A 22153-nucleotide genomic window follows, 5' to 3' on the forward strand; every position below is an offset into this window, starting at 1 on the left:
GAATGTCGAGATACGGAAGCACCAGGCCCTCGGCCATCAGCTCCATTACCGGGTCGACATGGGGGTAGGGGTAAACATAGTGCAGGCGCACCCAGGCACCCAGCTCGCCCAGTTCCTTGGCGAGGTCATAGAACTTCGCCTTCACATCGCGGCCACGATACTTTGAGGTCGCGTATTTCAGGTCGAGGCCATAGGCGCTCGTGTCCTGCGAGATGACCAGCAGTTCCTTGACGCCGGAGCGGATCAAGCCCTCGGCTTCACCGAGGATACCGGCGGCGGGGCGGGAAACGAGGTCGCCGCGGATCTGCGGGATGATGCAGAAGGAGCAACGGTTGTTGCAGCCTTCGGAAATTTTCAGATAGGCGTAGTGCCGCGGCGTCAGCTTCAGCCCGCTCTCCGGTACCAGGTCGATGAACCTGTTCGGCACCGGCGGCAGGTGGTCATGCACGGCCGAGACGACGTCTTCGTACTGATGCGGACCGGTGATCGCGAGCACGTTGGGGTGCGTTTCGCGGATCATGCTCTCTTCGACACCTAGGCAACCCGTAACGATCACGCGACCGTTTTCGTTGAGCGCTTCGCCGATCGCCTCAAGGCTTTCCTTCTTGGCGCTGTCGAGGAAACCGCAGGTATTGACCAGCACGATATCGGCGCCGGCATAGTCGCGACTGAACGAATAGCCCTGCGCGCGCAGGGTCGTCATGATGCGTTCGCTGTCGACGAGCGCCTTGGGGCAGCCGAGGCTGACTAAACCGATTTTGGGCGCCTGAGTCATGCGCGTGCGAAGGTCCGGAATTGCTTTGGATGGCGCGTCATACAGAAAGTTTGATGGTTACGCAATGTGACTGACCCCCGCGCGGGGCTTGGCAGACCTTCGCCGAGCGGTGGACACGCACTCTTGAATATCAGAAACGTCGAACAGTGCGTTACCAAATGTTCACTTTTTGGAACCGGAAGTCTGGGTTAGGCGTCTCCCTCTGGCGCCAAGATCGGCGCCGCACACGGGAGTGTTTTATGTTCGATCGTCTCTCCGCCTATGCGCCGCAGGCCCTCGCCGTGCTGCGTATCGTCGCTGCTCTACTGTTCATTGCTCACGGCACTCAGAAGCTCCTGGGCTTCCCCGCAGCAGAATTCGCCCCGCCCGCATTCTCGATCTTCTGGTTCGCCGGCGTCATCGAAATCATCACCGGCGTCATGATCGGCGTTGGGTTCTTCACCCGTCCGGCGGCCTTCATCGCCTCGGGCACCATGGCTTTCGCTTACTGGATGGCTCACGCCCCAGCCAACTTCTTCCCCGTCAACAATGGCGGCGACGCAGCGATCCTGTTCTGCTTCTTCTTCCTGTACCTGGTCTTTGCCGGCCCAGGCACCTGGAGCGTCAACAAGCAGTAAGGCGCTTCGCCTGAAATGATGAGGCCGCCCGGAGTGATCCGCGGCGGCCTTTTTGTTTGTCAGGTGATCGGTGTGGTAGGCGGCGTACGTTTGGCAGTGCGCTTGGGCTTGAAGGGCTCGCCCGCCGTGCTCGATGGCTCGCGCCTCACATCGCCTTCCGGCGTGATATGCGGGGGTGGCTCAGTGGCGGGCGTATAATACTCGTCCGCCTCGGCGTAGTCGGTTGCTTCGCCATGTTCGGCAAGATCACGAATGGCATCGCGCACTTCGTCGAGCAGCGACGCGGAGTAGCGCGAGCGGTTGACGGTCTCGCCCGTCGCTTCGTGCGCCTTGAACCAGACCAGCAGCGCTTCGCAACCAATCCGCAGCGCAACAATAGCGGCGAGCCCGAAGACCGCGATTTCCAACAGGCCCCAGAGGCCATCGCCAAAACTGCTGCCGAAACGGAAGAAGAAATGGCTAACCGCCCAGAGCAGGACGGAAGCCAGCCCCAGCGCGTAGAGAATCGGCACGAGGCGCGGCGACAGGATGGCATCGAGCCGGAACAGCGTCTGGCGGGTGAGAAGGCGTTTCAGGTCGTCCGTGGTCATGCCGGGCTCCTCGATTCGGGATAGCTGCAAATTATTCTGTCAGGCCACGCTGGCAAGTGCCCCGGACGCATGGATGGTCGGGCCGAAAATGGTTTCGAAGGTGCTGCGCATCACGGAATCAACCTCCGCCATGGAAACGAGCTGTCCCAGGTCTTCAAAGCTGGTCACGCCCTGATCGGTAATGCCGCAAGGTACGATCCCGTCATAGTGGCCGAGATTCGGGTCCACATTGAGCGAAATACCGTGAAAGGTCACCCACTTGCGCACGCGCACGCCAATGGCGGCGATCTTGTCCTCGCGCCCAGAGCCCTTGTCAGGACGCTCCACCCAGACCCCGACGCGGCCGTCACGCCGCTCACCCCGGATATTGTGCGCTTCGAGCGTGTCGATCACCCATTGCTCCAGCCCTTTGACGAGGCAGCGGATATCGCGCCCGCGCTGGGTCAGGTCGAGCATGACATAGGCCACGCGCTGTCCCGGGCCATGGTAGGTGTACTGCCCGCCGCGCCCCGCGGGATAAACCGGAAAGCGAGCATCGATAAGGTCTTCCGGTTGCGCCGACGTGCCGCCCGTATAGAGCGGGGGGTGTTCGAGCAGCCAAACGGCCTCCGGCGCTTCACCCGCCGCAACGAGCGCAGCCCGATTCTCCATTGCTGCGAGGGTGCTCTCATAATCCATGAGGCCCTCGAACTGCACCCAATCGACCGGCTTCTGGTCGGCGCGATGCAGTTTCAAAATTTGGCACGCCTCGTCGGTCGTTGTTAAGACTTCCATAACCAAGCCTGAGCAATCCTTAATTCACGAAGCCCCCGGCATTCCGCGAGCGAGACCCTTATTTATGAATACCCTCGACAATATTGAAGTCGATATCACCGTCGAACTCGGTGCGACCACCATGCCGATCCATCACCTGTTGCGCATGGGCCGCGGCGCCGTGATCGAATTGGAGCAGGGCGAGAACGATCCGCTCTCGATCTATGCCAACCATACGCTCATCGCCCGGGGCGAGGTGAATGTCGAGGATGGCCAGCTTCGCGTGCTCGTCACGGAAAAGGTCTACAAGCACGGCTGATTTTTTGCGTCTCTCCACAGGCTTGAAAGAAATCTCGATTTAGGTGCTTGAGGTTCGCCAAGTCCTTTGCTACATCCCCACTCGCTTCAGCCGCTCCGGCGATTGAAGCTTCTACCACAGATGTGCGGTCGTGGCGGAATTGGTAGACGCGCAGCGTTGAGGTCGCTGTGCCGCAAGGCGTGGAAGTTCGAGTCTTCTCGACCGCACCATTCTTCCTCCGGGGAAGAAACAAAAAGCTGCCTGCGGGCGGCTTTTTTGTTTTCTGGGCCCCGTCAGGTCACGACCTCATCCTTGATCTCGATAGTGGGCACCTTGAAGCCCATGGCGATCCAGGCCGTAAGAAGCTTCCCGTAAAACCCCGCGGTCTGCCAAGTGCCGGACGGAATCGCAGCATCCAGCACCACATCGGCGGCGCGATCGCTGGTCATTGTCCGGATGCTGGGCAGCGGAGCTTGCCCAGCCGGCCACATGCTCGAATAGACACTCAGCCAGTGCCCGCCCTTGAACTCAAGAAACACCGGGCTATTGCAGCATGTCGTCACCACGCGACGAGTCGGCGCCGTGCCGCTCAGGCGATGGGCACGAAGCAATTCCTTGCCTTTGGTGATTTCGACTCGGTCCTTGCGGTAGAGCACAAAACGCGTACCGCCATTGTCTTCCAGCATGGGCCGAGCCAGCGGCAGCTTCGCCATCCGCTCGCCTGCTTCGCGGCAGCTATTGCAGTGGCACTCGGTGGCGATGAAGGGCTCGCCGGTCACAACCATTTCAAACTGCCCGCAGGAGCAGTTGAGGCGCGTGGATTGCGTCATGCCCTAAAAATCCTTTGTCGCGGCCGGCTTGCGGCCTTCTGGCGCCTTGAATTGCCAGGCATCCTGCAGTCGCAGGCTCAGTTCTTCATCGTCGATGGCAGCCAGCCGCACCAGCACGGCGTCATAGCCGACATAGTGGTCCGTCTCGAAGTAGATGGCGGGAGAAATCTCCATTAGCAGCACTTTCTGCTCGAGCGGACATTGCAGCACGATCGTCTCCTCATCGAGGATCCTGACGAAGGTGCGGTCTTTCACCTTGAGGGCAGGGGTGCCGTAGCTGGTTGAGAGAACGATGTCCGTCAGCCCCCTGGCATTTGCGAGGGCCGTGATTCGGTCGAAGGCGAGGTCGAAAGTATTCTGGCTCGACATGACCATCTCCATCCTTGCACCAAGCCGGACACAAACGCTTCACCGGCGCGAATTTGGAAGAAAACTTCGCAACCGCAGTCTGGCGCCTTTATTCCTGATTGGCTACTGCTTGCCTTGCCCCTGAAACCCCCAGGACACACAAAGGGCTCCCTATGAGCAGCGATTTCGATACCGAGCTCGGCACAGAGGCCGAGATGGACCCCAGCGCGTTCCGCGATGCGGACGATCGCATCAATTCGCTTTGGCTCGAACGCTTACGGGCCTTCCTCGCCGCGGGTCGCGCTGAAGATGTCGCGCTGGTCATGGAGCCGCTGCACGCTTCCGACGTTGGCGACGTGCTCGAACTGCTCGATCACGACGAACGCCTGGCTCTGGTTCGTCAGCTTGGGGACAAATTCGACTAGTCCGCGCTGACCGAGGTCGACGAGAGCATCCGCCTCGAGCTGATGGAAGCCCTGCCGAATGCGGAAATCGCTCGGGGCGTCGCCGGCCTCGACAGCGACGACGCGGTGGCAATTCTGGAAGACCTCGAAGAGGAAGACCAGAACGAGATTCTGTCGGCCCTGCCGACCTTCGAGCGCCTGAGCCTCAAACGCTCCCTTGATTTCCCCGAAGACTCCGCCGGCCGGCGGATGCAAACCGAATTCATCGCCATTCCGCCTTTCTGGACCGTGGGGCAGATGATCGACTACCTGCGCGCCGAGCGCGACCTGCCCGACGAATTCTACCAGATGTACGTGGTGGATGCCGGCTACAAGGTGCTCGGAACGCTCCCGCTCGACCGCGTGCTGCGCTCGCCGCGCGCCACCAAGATCGAATCGATCATGAACACCACCCTGGTGCTGGTCGATGCGAATGAGGACCAGGAAGAAGCCGCCCGCGCCTTCGAACGCTACGATCTTGTCGAGGTCGGGGTGGTCGATGATGGCGGCCGCCTCGTCGGCGTGCTGACCATCGACGACATGGTCGACGTCATCACCGAAGAGGCCGACGAGGACATCAAGCTGCTCGCCGGTGTGGGCGACGAAGACGTGTCCGACACCACGTTCGACACCGTTCGCAGCCGTGCGCCGTGGCTTGCCGTCAATCTTGTCACCGCAGTTCTCGTCTCGCTGGTCATCGGCCTTTTTGGCGGCACCATCGATCGCATGGTGGAACTCGCCGTGCTCATGCCCATCGTCGCGTCCATGGGCGGCAATGCTGGCGCTCAGACCATGACAGTCACGGTGCGCGCCATTGCCATGCGCGAGCTCGAAGGCAGTCGTCTGCGCCGCCTCATCAGGCGCGAAATGGTCGTCGGTTTTTTCAATGGCGTGATCTTCGCCATCCTCATCGGCATCGTCACCTGGTTCCGTTACAGCAACGTGCAACTGGGAATCGTCATCGCTATGGCGATGATCACCAACCTGGTTGTCGCCGGCACCGCGGGAATATTAATTCCTCTCACCCTGGATCGCTTCAAGGCAGACCCCGCCATCGCCTCGGCCGTCTTCGTCACGACGGTCACCGATGTCGTTGGATTCTTCGCCTTTTTGGGCATTGCGGGCCTCTGGTTCGGACTTTTTTAGGATCCAAAAGCCGCTGTGGAGTGTTGCAGATGGGTCACTTGCAAAGGTTACGTGACACAGTTAACGCTTGCTGACCGGCCCCTTGGAGCGTCCAGAGAGGGTCGGAGTGACGGCTGACAAGGAGCGGCAAATGCGCAGTCAACCGAAGACCCTGGCCTGGCATTCAATTAGCTGGGCTCTCGTAGCGCTCCTCTCTATGGGGCTTGTTATCTCGGTGGTCGCCGGCGTCTAGTTCGCTGGAGTTCTGCACCGAAAAGTTTTAGGGAAGGGCGCCCTTGCCACAGGGCGCCCTTCCTTTTGCAGTAAGGTCTTTCGCATGAAACTGCTCATTGGAAACCGCAACTATTCGTCCTGGTCGCTCCGCCCCTGGCTGGTCCTGCGCCATTTTGATCTGCCCTTCGAAGACGAGGTGCTGATGCTTTCGGGCGAGGGCTGGCGCGAAACGCTCGCGGCCCGCTCGCCCACTGGCAAAGTGCCGGTGCTGATCGATGGCGATCTCGCCATCCCCGAGACGCTGGCGATCTTGGAATACCTCGCGGACAAATATCCCGAAAAGCACATCTGGCCGGCCGATCAGCGCGATCGGGCCTTGGCGCGTTCCGCGGCCTCGGAAATGCACGCTGGCTTCAACGCCCTGCGCAGCAATGCGCCGATGAACCTGCGCGCCTCCCATCCCGGCAAGGTCAATCCAGATCTGATCCGTGGGGACCTCCACCGTATCGAACAATTGTGGGGTGATTTCCTGTCGCGCTCCGGCGGTCCCTTCCTCTTCGGCAGCTTCTCCGCCGCCGACGCCATGTTCGCCCCGGTCGCCACGCGCCTCCGCACCTATGCGCTGCCCATTTCCGACACTGCCGCCGGCTATGTCGAAGCGATCTACAGCTTGCCCGCCTTCCAGGAGTGGCTCGCTTTGGCCCGGCACGAGCCTTGGATCGTCGACAACGACGAGATCGACGTCATTCAGGGCCGCGTTGCTCCCGGAACTCTCGCATGATTCACATGGTCAAACTCTGCGTCGGCGTTTCCAGCTTCGAGGAGCTGGAAAGCTACCGCGACGAGCGCGCCCATTGGTGGGGCGCCGACTACGGCGAGGACGTGCACGTGCATCGCACCCGCATGATGCCCAAGCGCGTCGAGGAAATGGAAGGCAAGGGCTCGATCTATTGGGTCATCGCCGGTTCGATCGTCTGCCGGCAGGTCATCCAGCGCCTCGCGCCCTATACCGATGCCGAGGGCAAGAACTACTGCGACATCATCATGTCGCCCGAACTCGTTCGTACGATTCCGTACCCCAAGCGCCCCTTCCAGGGCTGGCGCTATCTGGAACCCAAGGATGCTCCGCCAGACATCGCGGCCAACGATGCGGAAAATTCCATAGAGATCGCCGCCGAACTAGCTCGTCTGGGCCTGTTGTGAACCCTTAATCGCGCGCTGTTAATCGTTTAACGATTGTTAATGTTCGCCCCGCTTGTGCATAAGGCGTGGACAGTTGAGAATCTGGCGACTGATTTGGGGGCGTGATGGTTCGACAGGCAGCGCATGTCATCGTCGTTGGCAATGAGAAGGGCGGGTCGGGCAAATCGACCACAGCCTTCCATCTGGCTATCTATCTGCTCTACCAGGGCTACAAGGTCGCCTCGATCGACGTAGACAGCCGCCAGCAGACGCTGACCCATTATGTGCGCAATCGCCGTGACTGGGCCCGCCAGCGCGGCCTCAGCCTGCCGCACACGACCCATTTCCACCTGCCTCTGGCCCGCGGTGATTCACTCAAGGAAAACAACCGCGTCGAATTCGACCTCTTCCGCCAGGCCATTGCCGAGGTGGAGCAGTCGAGCGAATTCATCGTCATCGACACGCCGGGCTTCGACACCAACCTGACGCGCCTCGCCCATTCGCTGGCCGATACGCTGGTGACGCCGGTCAACGACAGCCTCATCGACCTCAACGTCATGGCCCATGTCGACCCGGTAACCGGCGAACCGCGCGAACTCAGCCACTATGCTCGCTTGGTGCAACGCGCCCGCTCCGAGCGCCTCGCCATCGACGGCCGCACCATCGATTGGGTGCTGGTCCGCAACCGCATCTCCATGCTCTCATCGCGAAATATGCGGCAGGTGCAGACCATGCTCGAGCGCATCGCCATGCGCCTCGGCTGCCGCGTTTCCGACGGTATCGCCGAGCGCGTGATCTTCCGCTCGCTCTTTGCGACGGGTATGACTGTATTTGATCCGCTTGACGACGAACTGCTTGGCGGCGTGCCGTCCATGTCCCACACCAGCGCCCGTCAGGAATACCGCGCGCTCGTAGCCGCCCTGAACTTGCCCTTCAGCCGGCGCGCCGAGGCTCGCCGCGAAGTGCTGGAAGCCGGTAAGCGCGAAACCGACCCCAACCGCTTCGTGCACATGGCCCCGTCGGAAACCTGATCACGGTGTAGGGCAGGGCATTAAACCTGCCCCTGGCTTGCCAATTTCTCCATACGCCCACGCCAATTGGATTGCCGGGACAAGCCCGGCAATGACGATCACTTGGAGATATGTTGGGAAACGAACCCGTTACCTATTGCCCGCGGGCATAGGCGATCTTGCGCGGCTCCGCCGCTTCCACGGCATGCTGGCGCTGGTCATAGATATCGCGGGCATCGATGATGGAGCTGTGGTTTTCCGCAGTCCAGTCCCAGAGCGCGTTGATCGGCTCCTGCAGCGTCTTGCCCATTTCCGTCAGGCTGTATTCCACTCGCGGCGGCACTTCGGGATAGATCGTGCGGCTGACCAAACCGTCGCGTTCGAGATTACGCAGGGTCAGCGTCAGCATGCGCTGCGACACACCGTTGATCAGGCGCTTGAGTTCGTTGAAGCGAAGCGTGCCATTGCGGCTCAGCATGCCGACAACCATCACGCTCCACTTGTCGCCAATGCGGCTCAGCACATCGGACATCGCGGTGCAGTTCGAGTGCTTGGATGTATCGGTCAGTGACATTGCTGTGCCTCCTTGCTACGGGTACTTGGGCACTAATATAGACACAGTTACTAGTTGTGACTAGAGGGCGGGCCGAACTGCAGCTTAGGCTGTGGCGAAAATGGTTGTTTTCGAGAACCGGAGCGGAACGTACGTTTGAGGTACGTGAGCACCGGAAGCGCAGAAAACTGCCGTTTGCAGACCAGCATAAGTCGCAGATCGGTCGGCCCGGTGCGACATGTCGTCAGTTGGGGGAAACGAACTATGAACAAATGGAATATCGGGCTCTGGGTGGCCCAGGTCGTTTTGGCTGCCGTCTATGTCATGGCGGGCTTCATGAAGCTCACCCAGCCAATCGATGCGCTGGTCGCCTCGGGCATGACCTATGCCGGAGACTATCCCGAGCTGTTGACCCGCTTCATCGGCACGATGGAAGTGTTGGGCGCCATCGGCATCATCCTGCCCGCCGCCACGCGCATTCTTCCCGTACTGACGCCACTGGCCGCGCTCGGCTTCTCCACTATCCAGGTCCTCGCCATCGGCCTTCATACGACGCGCGGCGAATTCCAGGTCCTGCCAGTCAATCTGGTCCTGCTGGCCCTCTCGTTGTTCGTCCTCTGGGGGCGCTTCCGCAAGGCGCCGATCGGCCCGCGCTGAGCGCAAACACCGCTGATAGAACGGTTGACAGGCTCCTCCGGGGCCTGTCTTTTCGCGCCACGAACTGCGCCCGGAGGAGAATAAGGTGACCAATCGCATCGAGCAGCTTTTGTCGGAAATGACGCTTGAGGAGAAGGTCTCCATCCTCTCCGGCGAGGATTTCTGGTCAGTTCCTGCCATTGAGCGTTTTGGTATCGGCAAGCTCCGCGTTACCGACGGCCCCAACGGCGCCCGCGGTGGCGGCTCCCTCATTGGCGGTGTCAAATCCGCCAGCTTCCCGGTCGGCATCGCCATTGGCGCCACCTGGAATGTTCCGCTCGTCGAAGAGATCGGCGCCGCCCTAGCGGATGAGGTAAAATCCAAGGGCGCGCATATGCTGCTGGCGCCCACGGTCAACATCCACCGCTCGGTCACCAATGGCCGCAATTTCGAATGCTATTCCGAAGACCCCTTCCTCTCCGCAGAACTCGCAGTTGGCTACATCAAGGGCCTGCAAGGGCAGGGGATTGGAGCCACCATCAAGCACTTCGTCGGCAATGAAAGCGAGATCGAGCGCACGACCATGTCGAGCGAGATCGACGAGCGTTCCCTCCGCGAAATTTACCTCATCCCCTTCGAATGGGCCGTGAAGAAAGCGAACACCTGGGGCGTCATGAGCTCCTACAATCGCCTCAACGGCACCTTCACTTCCGAGCACAATTGGCTCCTCACCACCGTCCTCCGCTACGAGTGGGGCTATGATGGCATCGTCATGTCCGACTGGTTCGGCAGCCATTCCACCGCCGAAAGCATCAATGCCGGCCTCGACCTCGAAATGCCCGGCCCAGCCCGCGACCGTGGCCAAAAGCTCATCGATGCCCTCAACTCTGGCGAAGTCTCAGCCGAAACGCTCGACAAACGCGTAACCGCTATGTTGCGCCTGATGGAGCGCGTCGGCTCGCTCGACGATCACCGCCCCCATCAGGAACAGGCCAACGACCGCCCCGAGCACCGCGCCCTGATCCGCCGCGCAGGGGCCGAAGCCGCCGTTCTCCTCAAAAACAATGGCGCCCTGCCTCTAAAGCCCGAAAGCCGCATCGCCGTCATTGGCCCCAATGCCAAGCGCGCCCAGATCATGGGCGGCGGCAGCGCCCAGCTCAACGCTCACTATCGCGTCTCGCCCTGGGACGGCCTCGTCGCCCAGCTCGGCGAAGACCAACTCACCTACGCCGTCGGCTGCGGCAATGACCGCTTCGAACCGCTCCTCCGTGGCACGCTCACCGTCGAGTATTTCGCCAACGAAAAGCTCGCCGGCGAGCCGGTCCATGTCGGCACCCAGGAAGACGCCCAGGCCTTCTGGATCGGCAACGTCGCCGACGGCAAGGTCGATCCGCTGCACTTCTCGGCCCGCGTCCGCGCCACCTATACGCCGGAAAAATCCGGCACTCACCGCGTCGGCATCTATTCCGCCGGCTTCGCCAAGGTTTTTGTCGACGGCAAGCTCGTCGCTGATGCCTGGACCAATTGGACCAAGGGCCGCACCTTCTTCGAAGAGGGCTGCGACGAAGTCGTCGGCACCATCGACCTCGATGCCGGTCGCACCTATGACGTCACGATCGAATTCGCCACCAAGGACTTTGCCACCCTCGGCCTCGCCGCCTTCGCCTGCGGCATCGGCCTGCCGCTCGGCGACGCCGATATCGCCGAAGCCGTCCGCGCCGCCCGCAACTCGGATGTCGCCGTGGTCTTTATCGGCCGCAATGGCGAATGGGACACTGAAGGCAGCGATCTCCCCGGCATCGAACTCCCCGGCCGCCAGAACGAACTGGTCGCCGCCGTCGCCCAGGCCAACCCCAACACCATCGTGGTTCTCCAGACCGGCGGCCCGATTGAAATGCCTTGGATCAACTCGGTCCGCGCGGTGGTCCAGGCCTGGTATCCCGGCCAGGAAGCCGGCAACGCCATTGCCGACGTTCTCACTGGCGCCGCCGAGCCCGGCGGCCGCCTTCCGCAGACTTTCCCCGTGCGGTGGTCCGACAACCCGGCCCACAGCCAGGACCGTGAAGTCTATCCCGGCCTCGAAGGTAAGGTGCGCTACGAAGAGGGCATCTTCGTCGGCTACCGCCACTACGACCGCCTCGGCATGACCCCGCTCTATCCCTTCGGCTTCGGCCTCGGCTACACGAGCTTTGCCCTTAGCGACCTGACCGTGGACGACAGCGGCTTCAAAGCCGACGGCAACGTCACCGCGACAGTCACTGTCAAGAACACCGGCCCCCGCGCCGGCTCAACTGTCGTCCAGCTCTACGTCTCCGACACAGAATCTTCGTCGCCCCGTCCCGCGAAGGAACTGAAAGCCTTCGCCAAGGTCGCCCTGGAGTCCGGCGAGAGCCGCCAGGTAACATTGACCCTCGACGCCCGCTCCTTCGCCTTCTTCCGCGCGGAGGCAAAGCACTGGCTCGTCGAATCCGGCGACTTCACGCTCCGCGTTGGGCAGTCCTCCGCCGACCTGCCACTGACAGCGACGGTCAAGCGCAACACGATCCTGATGCTGCCGGTCTAAGCAGCCTTATGCTCGGTACCATAAAGCCCGAGATAAAAATCCATATCGCCATTGCGCATGCCGAGCGATTCAAACACCGCGCCCATAAAACTGACGGGCGCGGTGCCCGGCGCCGTCACGATCTTCCCGGCCAGAACTGCCTGCGGCTGATCCCGATAGTGCTCCACACCCTTGTAGCCGGTATCGGGCAGGCTCTCCGGCCCGTTGGACGTATGTGCAACCTCGTCGAGCAGTCCCGCCCGCGCCAGCGCCAGCGTCCCGTCGCAAATTCCGCCCACCGTCTTGCCGGCAGCGTGTGCCTTTCGCAACACATCGGCAATATCCGGCGCGCAGGGCGTGCTCCAGATCGTGCCACCATTCACCAGCAGCGCATCGATTTGTTCGACATTGATATCCGCCACCGACATATGCGGCGTCACCTTCAGCCCACCCGATGACACGACCTCTTCGCCATCCGGTGTCGCGAAAAGCGTATTAATCCCATAGTAGCTGCGGGCCGCAGCGTTGAGAAGGGCGGTTTCCCAATCGGCGTAGCCGGGCGTGAGAATGGTGACGAAAGTGGTCATGGCATGATCCCTTGGTGGTTCGAATGCCAAGATTTGGCTTCCTTGCGACAATCTGCGTCAGCAGCCCGTTCACGGTCCTGTCAAACTTTGCCCCATTTCTTGAGGCTTCAGGAGGACGCTGCTAAGAGAAGCCGCGCCCCGTAAGATTTGCTTAAGAGATTCCCCGTGCTGTTGTTGCGCCGTTTTGCCATTGCCCTTGTCCTGAGCGTCGCAAGCCTGGTGCCGGTATGGGCAACCCCACTCCTCCTCGTCGATCGCGATACCCTGCAGGTGCTCTACGCCGAAGATGCCGGCCAGCCCTGGCACCCGGCTTCGCTCACCAAGCTGATGACGGCCTATGTCGCCTTCGAGGAAATCGCCAAGGGCACTGTGACGCTTGATACCCCGGTGACGCTCTCCAAATACGCACTGAGCCAGGCCCCGAGCCGCTCCGGCCTCAAGGTCGATACCTCGGTCTCGCTCGAAGACGCGCTCTACATCCTGATCGTGAAATCCGCCAACGACATGGCCGTGGCCATCGCCGAAACCATCGGCGGCAACGAAGCCAACTTCGTCGCCAAGATGAACGACGTCGCTCAGCGCATGGGCCTGACCGCAACGCACTTCGTCAATCCTAATGGGCTCCACGATCCCCGGCAGGTGATGAGCGCGCGTGATCTCGCCGTTCTCTCGCTCTACATCGAGCAAAGCTTCCCGCAATACATGCAGATGTTCCGCACCAGCGTTGTGCGCATCAACGGCCAGAAGCTTGAATCGCAGAACGAAATTCTGACCACCTTTGCCGGCGCCATTGGCATGAAGACCGGCTATGTCTGCGCCTCCGGGCTAAACCTCGTCGCCGACGTCGACCGCAACGGCCGTCGCCTCATGGCGGTGGTTCTCGGCGGCTCGTCCGGCCGCGACCGCAACGAACGCGCGGCCGAACTTCTCCTCAAGGGCCTGTCCGGTTCTGCTTCAGGCACCGGCCAGAACATTCTGGCGCTGCCCAACGCCGTCGGCGCCGCCCCGGTCGACATGCGCCCCAATATTTGCGGCAAGAGCGCCGCCGAATATGTGAAGGCCCAGGAAGCGGCCTTCCCAATGGGTCTCAAGGGCCAGCCGAGCTTTCTCACGGACACAATCGCAGCGGTCGAGCACGTCGCTACCGACCTTGGCCGCGTGCGCACCGGCATCGTCCTGCCGCGCCCGCGTCCGGCCCACATTTCGGCTTTCCCGGTTGTCCAGGACGTTGCGGCAAACACGACCACCGAACCCGGCCTGCGCCCCGGTCTCGATCTGGCCAGCAACCCCGGCATCCCCTATCCGCGCCCTCGGCCGGTATTCAGGTAGCCGTTTGCGTCGAGGAGCCGACCCCCTCCCTTCATCGTCACCACCGGGCCTGTTCCGGTGCTCCATGCCGCAGCCGAGCTGGATTGCCGGGACAAGCCCGGCAATGACGACGCTAGATAATTGAGTGTTTAGTCGGGCTACCCAGCCACGATCTCAAACCGCAGCACCTCGCCCTCAGTGCTTGCCTCGCACGCATGTCCGCGCTGCCGGCAGTAGAGCGGAATATCGATCGCCGCCATCGGATCGGTCGCGAGCACCGTCAGCCCTCTGCCTTTGGCCAATCCCTCAAGCTTCTTTTCCAGCTTCAGCACGGGCAGGGGGCATTTCAGCCCCCTGGCGTCGATCAGCGCCGGCTCAGTTGGCAACGACGAGCACCCAATAGACCCCATAGCTGGATGCAGCATTATAGGCGACGCCAAGGCCCGCCTTGCTGCCCTGCGCCACAAGGCCCGCCGCATCGGCCGGGCTATTGCGCCAGCCCGAGAACGTATCGGCAAAGGTGGCGTAGCCAGCGCTGAGCTTCATCACGGTCACGCCCTGGGGCGTCGCGGGGGCGGTTCCGGTCTGCGCATACTGGTTTGCCAGTGCCTGCGCCGTGCCATCGAGACCGGCATCGGCCGTCAGCGCTGGCACACCGCGCGTCGAGCGATAGGCATTGACGAGATTGACCGCCTGCGCCCGATCAAGCCGTGCATTCGGCTGGTCCATCCGGGCTGTCAGGCCAGAGGCGAGGGCAGTCGGGGCAGCGCCACCGCCGCCCATCATCGAGCATCCGGCAATGGCGATCGTAGCGGAAACAGCAACACCGATGGCGGCGATACGAAGAAACGAGGTTTTCATTGGAATCCTTTTTGGGCTCGTGGGGCCGATTGCCGCCAAAATCTCACGGCGAGCCTGATGTGAGGTTAATCCGCTCTGCTTCGGCATTGCCGCTGGCCGAGCCCCCAATTATGGTCGCCTCTGCCTTGTCCGCCACATTTGCGGCAGGGTCTTGGCAGGACAAAGCTTTCCTGCCGCCGGAGGGGAATTAAATGTCGGGCTCAGTCCACGAAGTCATCGATGAACGCTTTCGCGATCTCATCATCCGCAGCGCTCAGTTGGAGCAGATCTTCACGGGATGCCGCTGGGCCGAAGGCCCGGTCTGGTTCAAGGATGGCGATTATCTGCTCTGGAGCGACATCCCTAATCACCGCATGATGCGCTATCAGCCTGACGGGACAGTCTCCGTCTTCCGCGCTGACTCCAACTTCTCCAATGGCAATACCCGCGACCGCCAGGGGCGCCTCGTGTCCTGCGAACACGGCCAACGCCGTGTCACCCGCACCGAGTATGACGGCACGATCACCGTCCTCGCCGACCGCTTCGAAGGCAAACGCCTCAATTCACCCAACGATGTCGTTGTTCATTCGAACGGCAGCGTCTGGTTCACCGACCCCACCTACGGCATTCTCTCGGATTACGAGGGCTTCCAGGCCGAACCCGAGCAGGCAACGCCCAATGTCTACAGGCTCGATCCAGACAGCGGCACGCTTACCGCCGTCGCCACCGATTTCCTCCAGCCCAATGGCCTGGCCTTCTCACCCGACGAAAAGCGGCTTTACGTCGCCGATTCCGGTTCGAGCCATAAGCTCGACCACCCGCGCGTCATTCGCGTTTTCGATGTGGTGGACGGAAAGACCCTGACCAATGGGCGAGATTTCTGCACGCTCGCCAGCGGCATTCCCGACGGCATGCGCGTCGATGTTCACGGCAATGTCTGGACCAGCGGCGGTCCCGCCGTTCATTGTTACGCTCCGGATGGCACGCTGCTAGGCCGCATCAACGTCCCAGAAGGCGTCGCCAACCTCACCTTCGGCGGGCCGAGGGGCAACCGGCTCTTCATCACCGCCACCACCTCGGTCTATTCGATCTATCTCGCGACCAAGGGCGCCCAGACGCCCTAGTGGCGGAATTCCTCGCTGCCGGCCCAGTGGTCATCATCTGCTGGGCCGTCTTCGTCTTCCTCGTAAAAGCCGTCCTCGTCGTCTTCGAGGCTTTCCCCTGCGAGTTGCTCCAGCGCATCGACATCGTCGGGCGACAATGCGTGGGAGTGGTTGGCCGGATCGTCCAGCACCGCGTCCGCAACACCGAAATTGTCGTCGCTGGCTTCGCGATCCCCGCTCAGTTCCTCAATGGCCCTGTCGAGCTCGTCGAGCATGGCCGCCGGGTCTTCATCGCCCCAATCGCCACTTTCGCGAATGGCTGACTCGTCGCGCATTTCGCGCAGCCGTGCCAGGCGTTCATCAACTGGCCGATCGTCGCCATAGAGCAGATCTTCGATTTCGCTCTGACTATAGGGCTGGGCAATGCCCGCCTGGTCGGCATTGTCGAAATTGGTTTCCTGCGGCACGAGGGTGCCACGGTGATGCATCTGCGCCATTTCTCGTCTCCCTATCTGTGCGAGATGACGGCACAACGCCTCTGCACCGCTCGGGTTCGCCTGCGTGATGCAAATGTGATTGAGGGGGAAGGGGGAGGGCCGGCGGCCCGCCCGATGCGCTCAGCCCTGCTGGCCGGCGATATTGACCATCCAGCTCACGCCGTACTTGTCGACCAGCATGCCGAACGTATCGCCCCACGGCGCCTTTTCGAGTGGCATGATCGGCTGCCCGCCGGCCGCCAGACCATTCCAGTAGCCTCGCAGCAAAGCCTCGTCGTCTCCGCTCAGCGATACGGAAATATTGCTCTCACTGGGAATTGGCATGCTTGCCGGTGCATCGGCGATCATCAGCGTCATGCCGTTGGGCGCGTCGAGCTGCCCATGCATGATCTTCTGTGCCTCAGCCGGATCGTGCGGCATGCCGCCCTCGGCATAGGTCGACAGGTTCAGCTCGCCGCCGAAGATCGAGTGATAGAAGGCAAGCGCTTCACGGGCATTGTTGCGGAAGTTGATATAGGGATTGAGACGTACGGTCATGGCTGTCTCCTCTCGCTGGCCGATGACCCAGCCTAGACCTGTCTTGTGACGGGAAATAGGGGCTAGTCGGTAGCCCTAAACCCGCGTCTTTGCCGAAGGATCACCCAAAGCACGAAAGGCGCCATGACCAATCCCGCCCAACCATAGGACGGCAGAATGCCCACCCAATCCGCCAGAAAACCAAATCCCAGCGTCGCCACGATACCCACCACATTCTCCGCCATCACCAGCGCCGAAGTCGTCGTTGCCCGGCTCTTGCCCTCCATGGTTCTCTGAAACCGGGCCTCTGCCAGCACAGTTACCGGCGCCACCACGATATAGGCAGCCGCGAGCAGCAGGACATAAGGCGCCGTCTGTCCCAGCGATGCCGCGACCAGCAACACCCCACCCACCGCCGGCAGCACCCAGGCCAGCCACGGGCGTCCCGCCAGCCGATAGGCGTGGATACTCGTCAGCGCATAGATCGCCTCGACACCAGCCGCCACGATCCCCCACGCCCACACCGGCAGCGACACGGCGAGATAGTAGAGCTCGTCAAACTCCTCGAGCACCTCGAAGACCAGGAGACCCGTCGCGATATAGGTGGTGACGAACCGCAGTTCCGCCCGCTCGCGAAACTCTTTCCAGGCATGAACGAAATGGGTGAGATAGCCACCTTCGTCGTCCTCGCCTTCCTCCGCTTCCCGGCGCCGCACATCCTCCAGCCAAAAGGCGAGAACCGCCGCAATCAGCAGCGGTGGAATGGACAGCCAGATAGCCCAGTCAAAACTCCAATAGGCGACAAAGCCGCCAAACAGCGTACCGAGCCCTATGCCCAGCCCCTCGGCCGCATTGTCGCGCCCCAGCACCTTGTCGAATTCGTCCGTCCGGCCCTCGGCTGCCATCCGCTCATAAAGCAGCGCCTCGCGCGAACCCGACTGCAAAGCCTGCCCAAGGCTCCAGAGCAGAAAGCCCGCGCCATAGATCCAGAAATCGCCCCCTGCGATTCCCCACAGCACAAACGTCCCTGCCTTCGCCACTGGCGCCAATACCAACAGCACCCGACGATCAAAATGGTCGGAAAGCGCTCCCGACGGCATTTCAAGCACAATCGCCGAAGCAGACCAGAAGGCGAGCAGCACCCCGATCTGGCTCGTGCTCAGCCCTTCGAGCGAAAACAGCGCCGTATAGACGGCATAGGCAAAGATGAAGTCGAACAGGAAGGCATAGGCGTAATAGACTCTGAGAAAAGCAGAAAGCCGCACCGCATCCTCCTCCCGTCCCATTCCCGCCGACGCTCGCGCCAAGTTGCAGCCAAAATGCGTCGCTTTGGTCTAGGCTCCTCGCGGCGAGCGTGATAAACCGCCAGACAAATCATACACGTTGAGCGGAATCGTACCGTGGCCAAGTCTGATACCAAGCAATTCCTCACTGAAATCTTCGCCTGGTGGCGTGGCCAGACCTGGGGAACGCGTCTCTGGATCAAGCGCTTCGGCAATTATGTCGGCTCCGATGAATTCGGCAACCGCTACTATCAGGACAAGAAGGCCAACCGCCGCTACGTGACCTATGCAGGTTACGCCGACGCTTCGGCCATTCCTCCCGGCTGGCACGGCTGGATGCACCACCGCACCGACGTTGTCCCGACCGAGGCGAACTACAAGCCGCGCGCTTGGGAAAAGCCGCATCAGGCCAATCTGACCGGCACGGCCGAGGCTTACCGCCCCGATGGCAGCCTGCTCAAGAGCGGCGAGCGTCCCCGCGTTACCGGCGACTATCAGGCCTGGTCGCCCGAATAAGGGCCCATGCCTCTGCGCTTCCTCTCCCGCCTTTTTGCTGCGCTGGCCTTCCTCGGGCTGGCGCTTGCCGTTGTGCCCGCCAGCGCGCAACCCATGGCCCATCCTGTCGCGACCCTTGCAGGCCTCGACAAGATCACCGGTCGCATCACGCGCTTTGACGTCTATATCGGCGAGACGGTGCTCTTCGGCGCCCTCGAGATCACGCCACGCGCCTGTTACGACCGCCCCGCCACGGACACACTCCAGCGCACCTCGGCCTTCCTCGAAGTCGATCAGCGCTCGCTCGACGGCACTGCCAAGCGCATCTTTACCGGCTGGATGTTTGCCGATAGCCCGGCTCTCAACGCCGTCGATCATCCCGTCTATGACGTCTGGCTGATCGAGTGCAAAACCAGCACCAACGTCCCTCCGCCCGACCAGCGATAATTCTTCCTACCCCCGTCTAAATCTCCCATTCTCGACCGTCGTGAAGGCGGAGCGGCCAATTGCGGCCGGAAGAGGGAGGGTGATGATGCTTCTGAAGGGCAAGACCGCGGTGGTCTATGGCGGCAGCGGCGCCGTTGGCGGCGCGGTGGCAAAGGCGTTTGTCCGCGAAGGCGCGGTGGTGCATCTTGTTGCGCGTGGCCGCGAAAGACTCGAAGCCGCCGCTGCCGAACTGCGATCCCAGGGCGGAGAGGTCCATGTCGGCACGGCTGACGCCTTCGATCGCGCTGCGGTGGAAGCCCACCTCAAGGACGTGGTCGCCATCAGTGGCCCGGTGAATATCGTCTTCAGTGCCATCGACTGGGGCGACGCCCAGGGCAATGATCTCATCGATCTCGACTTTGACCGCTTCATCATGCCCGTCGAGCGCGGTCTGAAATCCTGGTTCAACATCGGCGGCGTCTATGCCCGCCACATGGGCGAAAACGGCGGCGGCACCATTCTCGGCATCACCGCCAATGCGGCCCGCGAGGCCTACAACCAGATGGGCGGTTTCGGCATCGCCTGTGCCGCGGTCGAGCACTACCTGCGACACCTGGCCGTCGAGAACGGCCCAAAGGGCGTACGCTGCTGCTGGGTCCGTTCCCCCGGCTCGCCCGACGCTCCCGGGGTACGCGAGGCTTGGCTCATCCACGCCCGCGAAAAGGGCATAACCTTCGAAGAAATGCACGCCGAGGTCGCCAAGGACACGCCGCTGCGCCGTATTTCATCACTGGCTCAGGTCGCAGACGCGGTGGTGCTCCTCGGCAGTGACCTCGCATCCAGCATGACCGCCACCCTCGCCAATGCAACCGGCGGCGGCCAGGTCGATTGAACCGACAACAGGAGGACCGAGAATGCTGACCTTGCCCGAGACTGAGGCTCGCTCCGCGCAGCCCTATATCTACGTGCCTTTCACCGTGACCATGCAGCAGATGCAGAAGCCGGCAAGCGAAGGCTTTCCGCAGCTCTTCGCCCATCTCGAAAAGCATGGCCTGAAACCGGTCGGCGCCGCTTTCTACAATTACCGCCGCATCAACATGGAAGAGACGCTCGATGTCGAAGCCGGCATCGCCGTCGAATCCCTTGGCCCGGAAGAGGGGCAGGTGAAGAACGGCACGCTCCCCGCCGGCAATTTCATCGGCCTCAGTTGGACCGGCCACCCGGACAAGCTGATCACCGTCACCGGCATGCTGATCGGCTGGGTAAACCTGACGCAACAAAAGTTCGACATGGAACAGAAGCCCGACGGCGACCACTTCGCCTGCCGCCTCGAAATCTACGAATCCGACCCGGCCGAGGTGCCAAACATGGAAGACTGGGTCACGACCCTGGCCTTCAAGCTGAAAGACTAAAACAGTTCGTCCATCGCGCAATAAAACTCATAGCGCTCGGCATCGAACTCCGCCCCATAGGCGGCGAGGAAATCGGCAACGTAGTTCTCGCCGCCATTGAACTCGAGGCTCCGGCACGCCAGCGCCAGGTCCTGCCAGCGATCCGACACACCCAGCCGCGCGCAATCGACAATGCCGCCAAACCGATTGCCATCCGCCAGAATATTGGGCAGGCACGCATCGCCATGCGTCACCACGCGATTGGTCTCTTCCGGCCTGTTGCTCGCCAGCCAGTCAAACACCTGCTGCGCCGTCCAGCCATCGCGCTCATCGTCAAAATCCGTCTCGTCGATCCGCCCCGCCAATACATTCGCCTCGGCGTCACGCAGCCGCCGCTCAAGCGAGTGATCGAACGGACAATTGGCCGGATCAAGCGCATGCAACCGCTTCAGTCCATCAGCCAGAACCTGAATCAAAACCTGAGGTTCATCCCCCAGGTGAGTCAAATCCCTGCCTTTTACCGCCGTCATGAGAAGCCAGTTGAAGCCCTCGCCAATGACATGGTCGACGACGCGCGGGGCCGGAAAACCCATCTCCGCCAGATAGTCGAGCCGCAGCAATTCGTTGGACATCTCGTCCAGCTCATGCGCCGGCTCAGCTTTCAAAAACAGCGCGCTCTCGCCCATGGCGATGCGCCATACGGAAGCCTGCGATTCCCCGATGGTGACCGCTTCCCAGTCGCGCGATTGCAACGGCTTCAGTTGATGCGGCAGTCGCTCACGCGGATTCATCCCAGGCTCCCCAATTCCCTTTGACCGCCAGCGCCTGCGCCAGCCGATCCTCATAGTCCGCGCGCAGAATTTCCACGCCACCCAGCGACGCCAGATGCGGCGTCACGAATTGCGTATCCAGCAGTTCGAACCCGCCGACATTCAGCCTCTCGACCAGATGCGCCATGGCCATCTTGCTGGCATCGGTCCGGCGGTGAAACATGGATTCCCCGAAGAAAGCCCCGCCAATGGCCAGCCCATAAAGCCCGCCCACCAGGTCGCTTCCGTCCCAGACTTCCACCGTATGCGCTACGCCGCGCCGGAATAGCTCGCCGTAAACTGCCCGGATCGTCCCATTGATCCAGGTCGTAGAGCGATCCTCGCCCACAGTCGCGCAGCCCTCGACGATCCCGTCCCAGTCCGTGTCGATTCTAATATCCCAGCCCGATTTTCGCATCGCCTTGCGAAGGCTCTTTGACGCATGAAACCCATCGAGCGGCATGATGCCCCGCATTTCCGGGCTCACCCAGAACAGGTCCTCATCTTCAGCATCTTCCGCCATGGGAAAAATGCCGGCGCGATAGGCCCGAACGATCAGTTCAGGCGTCACCTCTATGTCGAAGGGATCAGCCCGCCGTGCCATATTCGCCTCCCCAGACGAGATCGTCATCTTCCGGATCGTCCGTCAGCAGCCGCCACTGCTCGTCGTCGTCCCCATCTGGAAAAACCTCCAGTCGGAGGTCGCCCAGCTTGAGCACAATCGCGCCCCGGTCACACTCGAGGCTATCGACCATACGATGCATGGCCGGCCCAACAGTATCCGCGACCAACCGCCCAGTACTATTCGCCAACACACTCGCGCCGCGCCGCAGCCGCCACGAGCACTGGACATGTAAAGAATGCGAGCCGACCAAAATGGTCTCACCCTTGCGGGCGCCATGGCGGATCATTTTGGGTTTGGTGGGACCGAAATCAAACATGGCCATATCAGCCGCAAAGGC

The 22153-nt window shown here is 61.7% G+C and carries 29 protein-coding genes, 1 tRNA gene and 1 pseudogene; 16 read left to right on the plus strand and 15 right to left on the minus strand.

All coding sequences use genetic code 11. From position 1 onward, the window contains the following. On the minus strand, window positions 1-775 hold a 775-nt coding region (locus ABW043_RS14525; protein WP_353921918.1), incomplete at its 3' end, for a radical SAM protein. 239 nt (window positions 776-1014) lie between these two features. Here ABW043_RS14525 and ABW043_RS14530 point away from each other — a divergent pair. Then, window positions 1015-1392, plus strand: a complete 378-nt coding sequence (locus ABW043_RS14530; RefSeq protein ID WP_353921919.1) for a DoxX family protein — start codon at window positions 1015-1017, stop codon at window positions 1390-1392. Window positions 1393-1451: 59 nt separating this feature from the next. Here ABW043_RS14530 and ABW043_RS14535 read toward each other — a convergent pair whose 3' ends face one another. Further along, window positions 1452-1982 (minus strand): DUF4282 domain-containing protein, encoded by a 531-nt coding sequence (locus ABW043_RS14535; RefSeq protein ID WP_353921920.1) that lies wholly within the window; start codon window positions 1980-1982, stop codon window positions 1452-1454. Between the two features lie 39 nt (window positions 1983-2021). Then, the gene (lipB, locus tag ABW043_RS14540; protein ID WP_353921921.1) at window positions 2022-2717 is read right to left on the minus strand and encodes a lipoyl(octanoyl) transferase LipB; all 696 of its coding nucleotides are present in this window, start codon (window positions 2715-2717) and stop codon (window positions 2022-2024) included. A gap of 103 nt (window positions 2718-2820) precedes the next feature. Here lipB and ABW043_RS14545 point away from each other — a divergent pair, with 103 nt between their 5' ends. Beyond that, complete coding sequence (locus tag ABW043_RS14545; RefSeq protein ID WP_056308177.1) at window positions 2821-3054, plus strand: FliM/FliN family flagellar motor switch protein; 234 nt, start codon at window positions 2821-2823, stop codon at window positions 3052-3054. Window positions 3055-3178: 124 nt separating this feature from the next. Continuing rightward, a tRNA-Leu gene (locus ABW043_RS14550) sits at window positions 3179-3263 on the plus strand. Window positions 3264-3326: 63 nt separating this feature from the next. Here ABW043_RS14550 and ABW043_RS14555 read toward each other — a convergent pair. Next, on the minus strand, window positions 3327-3863 hold the full coding sequence (locus ABW043_RS14555; protein WP_353921922.1) for a GFA family protein: 537 nt from the start codon (window positions 3861-3863) through the stop codon (window positions 3327-3329). 3 nt (window positions 3864-3866) lie between these two features. After that, on the minus strand, window positions 3867-4232 hold the full coding sequence (locus ABW043_RS14560; RefSeq protein ID WP_353921923.1) for an MmcQ/YjbR family DNA-binding protein: 366 nt from the start codon (window positions 4230-4232) through the stop codon (window positions 3867-3869). Window positions 4233-4384: 152 nt separating this feature from the next. Here ABW043_RS14560 and ABW043_RS22905 point away from each other — a divergent pair, with 152 nt between their 5' ends. The 5 genes from ABW043_RS22905 to ABW043_RS14580 all read left to right on the plus strand — a co-directional run bounded on the left by ABW043_RS22905 (window position 4385) and on the right by ABW043_RS14580 (window position 8226). Further along, window positions 4385-4636, plus strand: coding sequence for a hypothetical protein (locus ABW043_RS22905; protein ID WP_502908650.1), 252 nt, complete (start codon window positions 4385-4387; stop codon window positions 4634-4636). Between the two features lie 6 nt (window positions 4637-4642). Further along, on the plus strand, window positions 4643-5800 hold the full coding sequence (mgtE, locus tag ABW043_RS14565) for a magnesium transporter (protein WP_502908651.1): 1158 nt from the start codon (window positions 4643-4645) through the stop codon (window positions 5798-5800). Between the two features lie 316 nt (window positions 5801-6116). Next, window positions 6117-6794: a glutathione S-transferase family protein gene (locus ABW043_RS14570; protein WP_353921924.1), complete on the plus strand. Its 678-nt coding sequence runs from the start codon at window positions 6117-6119 to the stop codon at window positions 6792-6794. Then, window positions 6791-7216 (plus strand): DUF1489 family protein, encoded by a 426-nt coding sequence (locus tag ABW043_RS14575; RefSeq protein ID WP_353921925.1) that lies wholly within the window; start codon window positions 6791-6793, stop codon window positions 7214-7216. Before ABW043_RS14570 ends, ABW043_RS14575 begins: the two co-directional genes overlap by 4 nt. A 104-nt stretch (window positions 7217-7320) precedes the next feature. After that, window positions 7321-8226 (plus strand): division plane positioning ATPase MipZ, encoded by a 906-nt coding sequence (locus ABW043_RS14580; protein WP_353921926.1) that lies wholly within the window; start codon window positions 7321-7323, stop codon window positions 8224-8226. 133 nt (window positions 8227-8359) lie between these two features. Here the strand turns inward: ABW043_RS14580 and ABW043_RS14585 are convergent, their stop codons facing one another. Further along, window positions 8360-8779: a winged helix-turn-helix transcriptional regulator gene (locus ABW043_RS14585; protein WP_353921927.1), complete on the minus strand. Its 420-nt coding sequence runs from the start codon at window positions 8777-8779 to the stop codon at window positions 8360-8362. A 243-nt stretch (window positions 8780-9022) separates the two neighbouring features. Between ABW043_RS14585 and ABW043_RS14590 the strand changes: the two genes are divergently transcribed. Both ABW043_RS14590 and ABW043_RS14595 read left to right on the plus strand, forming a co-directional pair. Then, complete coding sequence (locus tag ABW043_RS14590; RefSeq protein ID WP_353921928.1) at window positions 9023-9415, plus strand: DoxX family protein; 393 nt, start codon at window positions 9023-9025, stop codon at window positions 9413-9415. Between the two features lie 118 nt (window positions 9416-9533). Then, window positions 9534-11957, plus strand: a complete 2424-nt coding sequence (locus ABW043_RS14595; RefSeq protein ID WP_353921943.1) for a beta-glucosidase — start codon at window positions 9534-9536, stop codon at window positions 11955-11957. Here ABW043_RS14595 and ABW043_RS14600 read toward each other — a convergent pair. Continuing rightward, window positions 11954-12523, minus strand: a complete 570-nt coding sequence (locus ABW043_RS14600) for a DJ-1/PfpI family protein (RefSeq protein ID WP_353921929.1) — start codon at window positions 12521-12523, stop codon at window positions 11954-11956. The two genes, ABW043_RS14595 and ABW043_RS14600, sit on opposite strands and share 4 nt — an antisense overlap. Window positions 12524-12688: 165 nt before the next feature. On the opposite strand from ABW043_RS14600, the gene ABW043_RS14605 reads away from it, so the two are divergent. Further along, window positions 12689-13852, plus strand: a complete 1164-nt coding sequence (locus ABW043_RS14605) for a D-alanyl-D-alanine carboxypeptidase family protein (protein ID WP_353921930.1) — start codon at window positions 12689-12691, stop codon at window positions 13850-13852. A 137-nt stretch (window positions 13853-13989) separates the two neighbouring features. On the opposite strand, the gene ABW043_RS14610 is transcribed toward ABW043_RS14605, so the two are convergent. Both ABW043_RS14610 and ABW043_RS14615 read right to left on the minus strand, forming a co-directional pair. Next, a complete protein-coding gene (locus ABW043_RS14610; RefSeq protein WP_353921931.1) occupies window positions 13990-14217 on the minus strand; it encodes a sulfurtransferase TusA family protein in 228 nt (75 codons plus the stop codon). Further along, a complete protein-coding gene (locus ABW043_RS14615) occupies window positions 14207-14692 on the minus strand; it encodes a CAP domain-containing protein (protein ID WP_353921932.1) in 486 nt (161 codons plus the stop codon). Before ABW043_RS14615 ends, ABW043_RS14610 begins: the two co-directional genes overlap by 11 nt. Before the next feature lie 191 nt (window positions 14693-14883). Between ABW043_RS14615 and ABW043_RS14620 the strand changes: the two genes are divergently transcribed. Next, a complete protein-coding gene (locus ABW043_RS14620) occupies window positions 14884-15795 on the plus strand; it encodes an SMP-30/gluconolactonase/LRE family protein (RefSeq protein WP_353921933.1) in 912 nt (303 codons plus the stop codon). Here ABW043_RS14620 and ABW043_RS14625 read toward each other — a convergent pair. The 3 genes from ABW043_RS14625 to ABW043_RS14635 all read right to left on the minus strand — a co-directional run bounded on the left by ABW043_RS14625 (window position 15792) and on the right by ABW043_RS14635 (window position 18052). Next, a complete protein-coding gene (locus ABW043_RS14625) occupies window positions 15792-16271 on the minus strand; it encodes a hypothetical protein (RefSeq protein ID WP_353921934.1) in 480 nt (159 codons plus the stop codon). The two genes, ABW043_RS14620 and ABW043_RS14625, sit on opposite strands and share 4 nt — an antisense overlap. A gap of 120 nt (window positions 16272-16391) precedes the next feature. Next, complete coding sequence (locus ABW043_RS14630; protein ID WP_353921935.1) at window positions 16392-16808, minus strand: VOC family protein; 417 nt, start codon at window positions 16806-16808, stop codon at window positions 16392-16394. A gap of 62 nt (window positions 16809-16870) precedes the next feature. Beyond that, window positions 16871-18052 (minus strand): MFS transporter, encoded by a 1182-nt coding sequence (locus ABW043_RS14635; RefSeq protein ID WP_353921936.1) that lies wholly within the window; start codon window positions 18050-18052, stop codon window positions 16871-16873. Window positions 18053-18187: 135 nt separating this feature from the next. Here ABW043_RS14635 and ABW043_RS14640 point away from each other — a divergent pair, with 135 nt between their 5' ends. The 4 genes from ABW043_RS14640 (at window position 18188) to ABW043_RS14655 (ending at window position 20403) form a co-directional block, all read left to right on the plus strand. Next, on the plus strand, window positions 18188-18586 hold the full coding sequence (locus ABW043_RS14640; RefSeq protein ID WP_353921937.1) for an NADH:ubiquinone oxidoreductase subunit NDUFA12: 399 nt from the start codon (window positions 18188-18190) through the stop codon (window positions 18584-18586). Window positions 18587-18592: 6 nt separating this feature from the next. Next, entirely contained in the window at window positions 18593-19012 is a 420-nt protein-coding gene (locus tag ABW043_RS14645) for a DUF2155 domain-containing protein (protein WP_353921938.1), read from the plus strand. 82 nt (window positions 19013-19094) lie between these two features. Beyond that, on the plus strand, window positions 19095-19883 hold the full coding sequence (locus ABW043_RS14650; RefSeq protein ID WP_353921939.1) for an SDR family NAD(P)-dependent oxidoreductase: 789 nt from the start codon (window positions 19095-19097) through the stop codon (window positions 19881-19883). A 22-nt stretch (window positions 19884-19905) separates the two neighbouring features. Beyond that, on the plus strand, window positions 19906-20403 hold the full coding sequence (locus tag ABW043_RS14655) for a GyrI-like domain-containing protein (protein ID WP_353921940.1): 498 nt from the start codon (window positions 19906-19908) through the stop codon (window positions 20401-20403). Here the strand turns inward: ABW043_RS14655 and ABW043_RS14660 are convergent. The 3 genes and pseudogenes from ABW043_RS14660 to ABW043_RS14670 all read right to left on the minus strand — a co-directional run. Further along, window positions 20400-21173, minus strand: a complete 774-nt coding sequence (locus ABW043_RS14660; RefSeq protein ID WP_353921941.1) for an APH(3') family aminoglycoside O-phosphotransferase — start codon at window positions 21171-21173, stop codon at window positions 20400-20402. The genes ABW043_RS14655 and ABW043_RS14660 overlap by 4 nt on opposite strands. Continuing rightward, window positions 21160-21795 carry a leucyl/phenylalanyl-tRNA--protein transferase gene (gene aat / locus ABW043_RS14665; protein ID WP_353921942.1) on the minus strand — a complete coding sequence of 212 codons (636 nt, stop codon included), beginning with the start codon at window positions 21793-21795 and terminating at the stop codon, window positions 21160-21162. The genes ABW043_RS14660 and aat overlap by 14 nt, the downstream gene beginning before the upstream one ends. After that, window positions 21779-22153 (minus strand): annotated as a pseudogene (locus ABW043_RS14670) (hypothetical protein); the annotation flags it as partial. The gene aat and the pseudogene ABW043_RS14670, both read right to left, overlap by 17 nt.

It is taken from the genome of Devosia sp., from assembly GCF_040509215.1.
Taxonomy (GTDB): Bacteria; Pseudomonadota; Alphaproteobacteria; order Rhizobiales; family Devosiaceae; genus Devosia.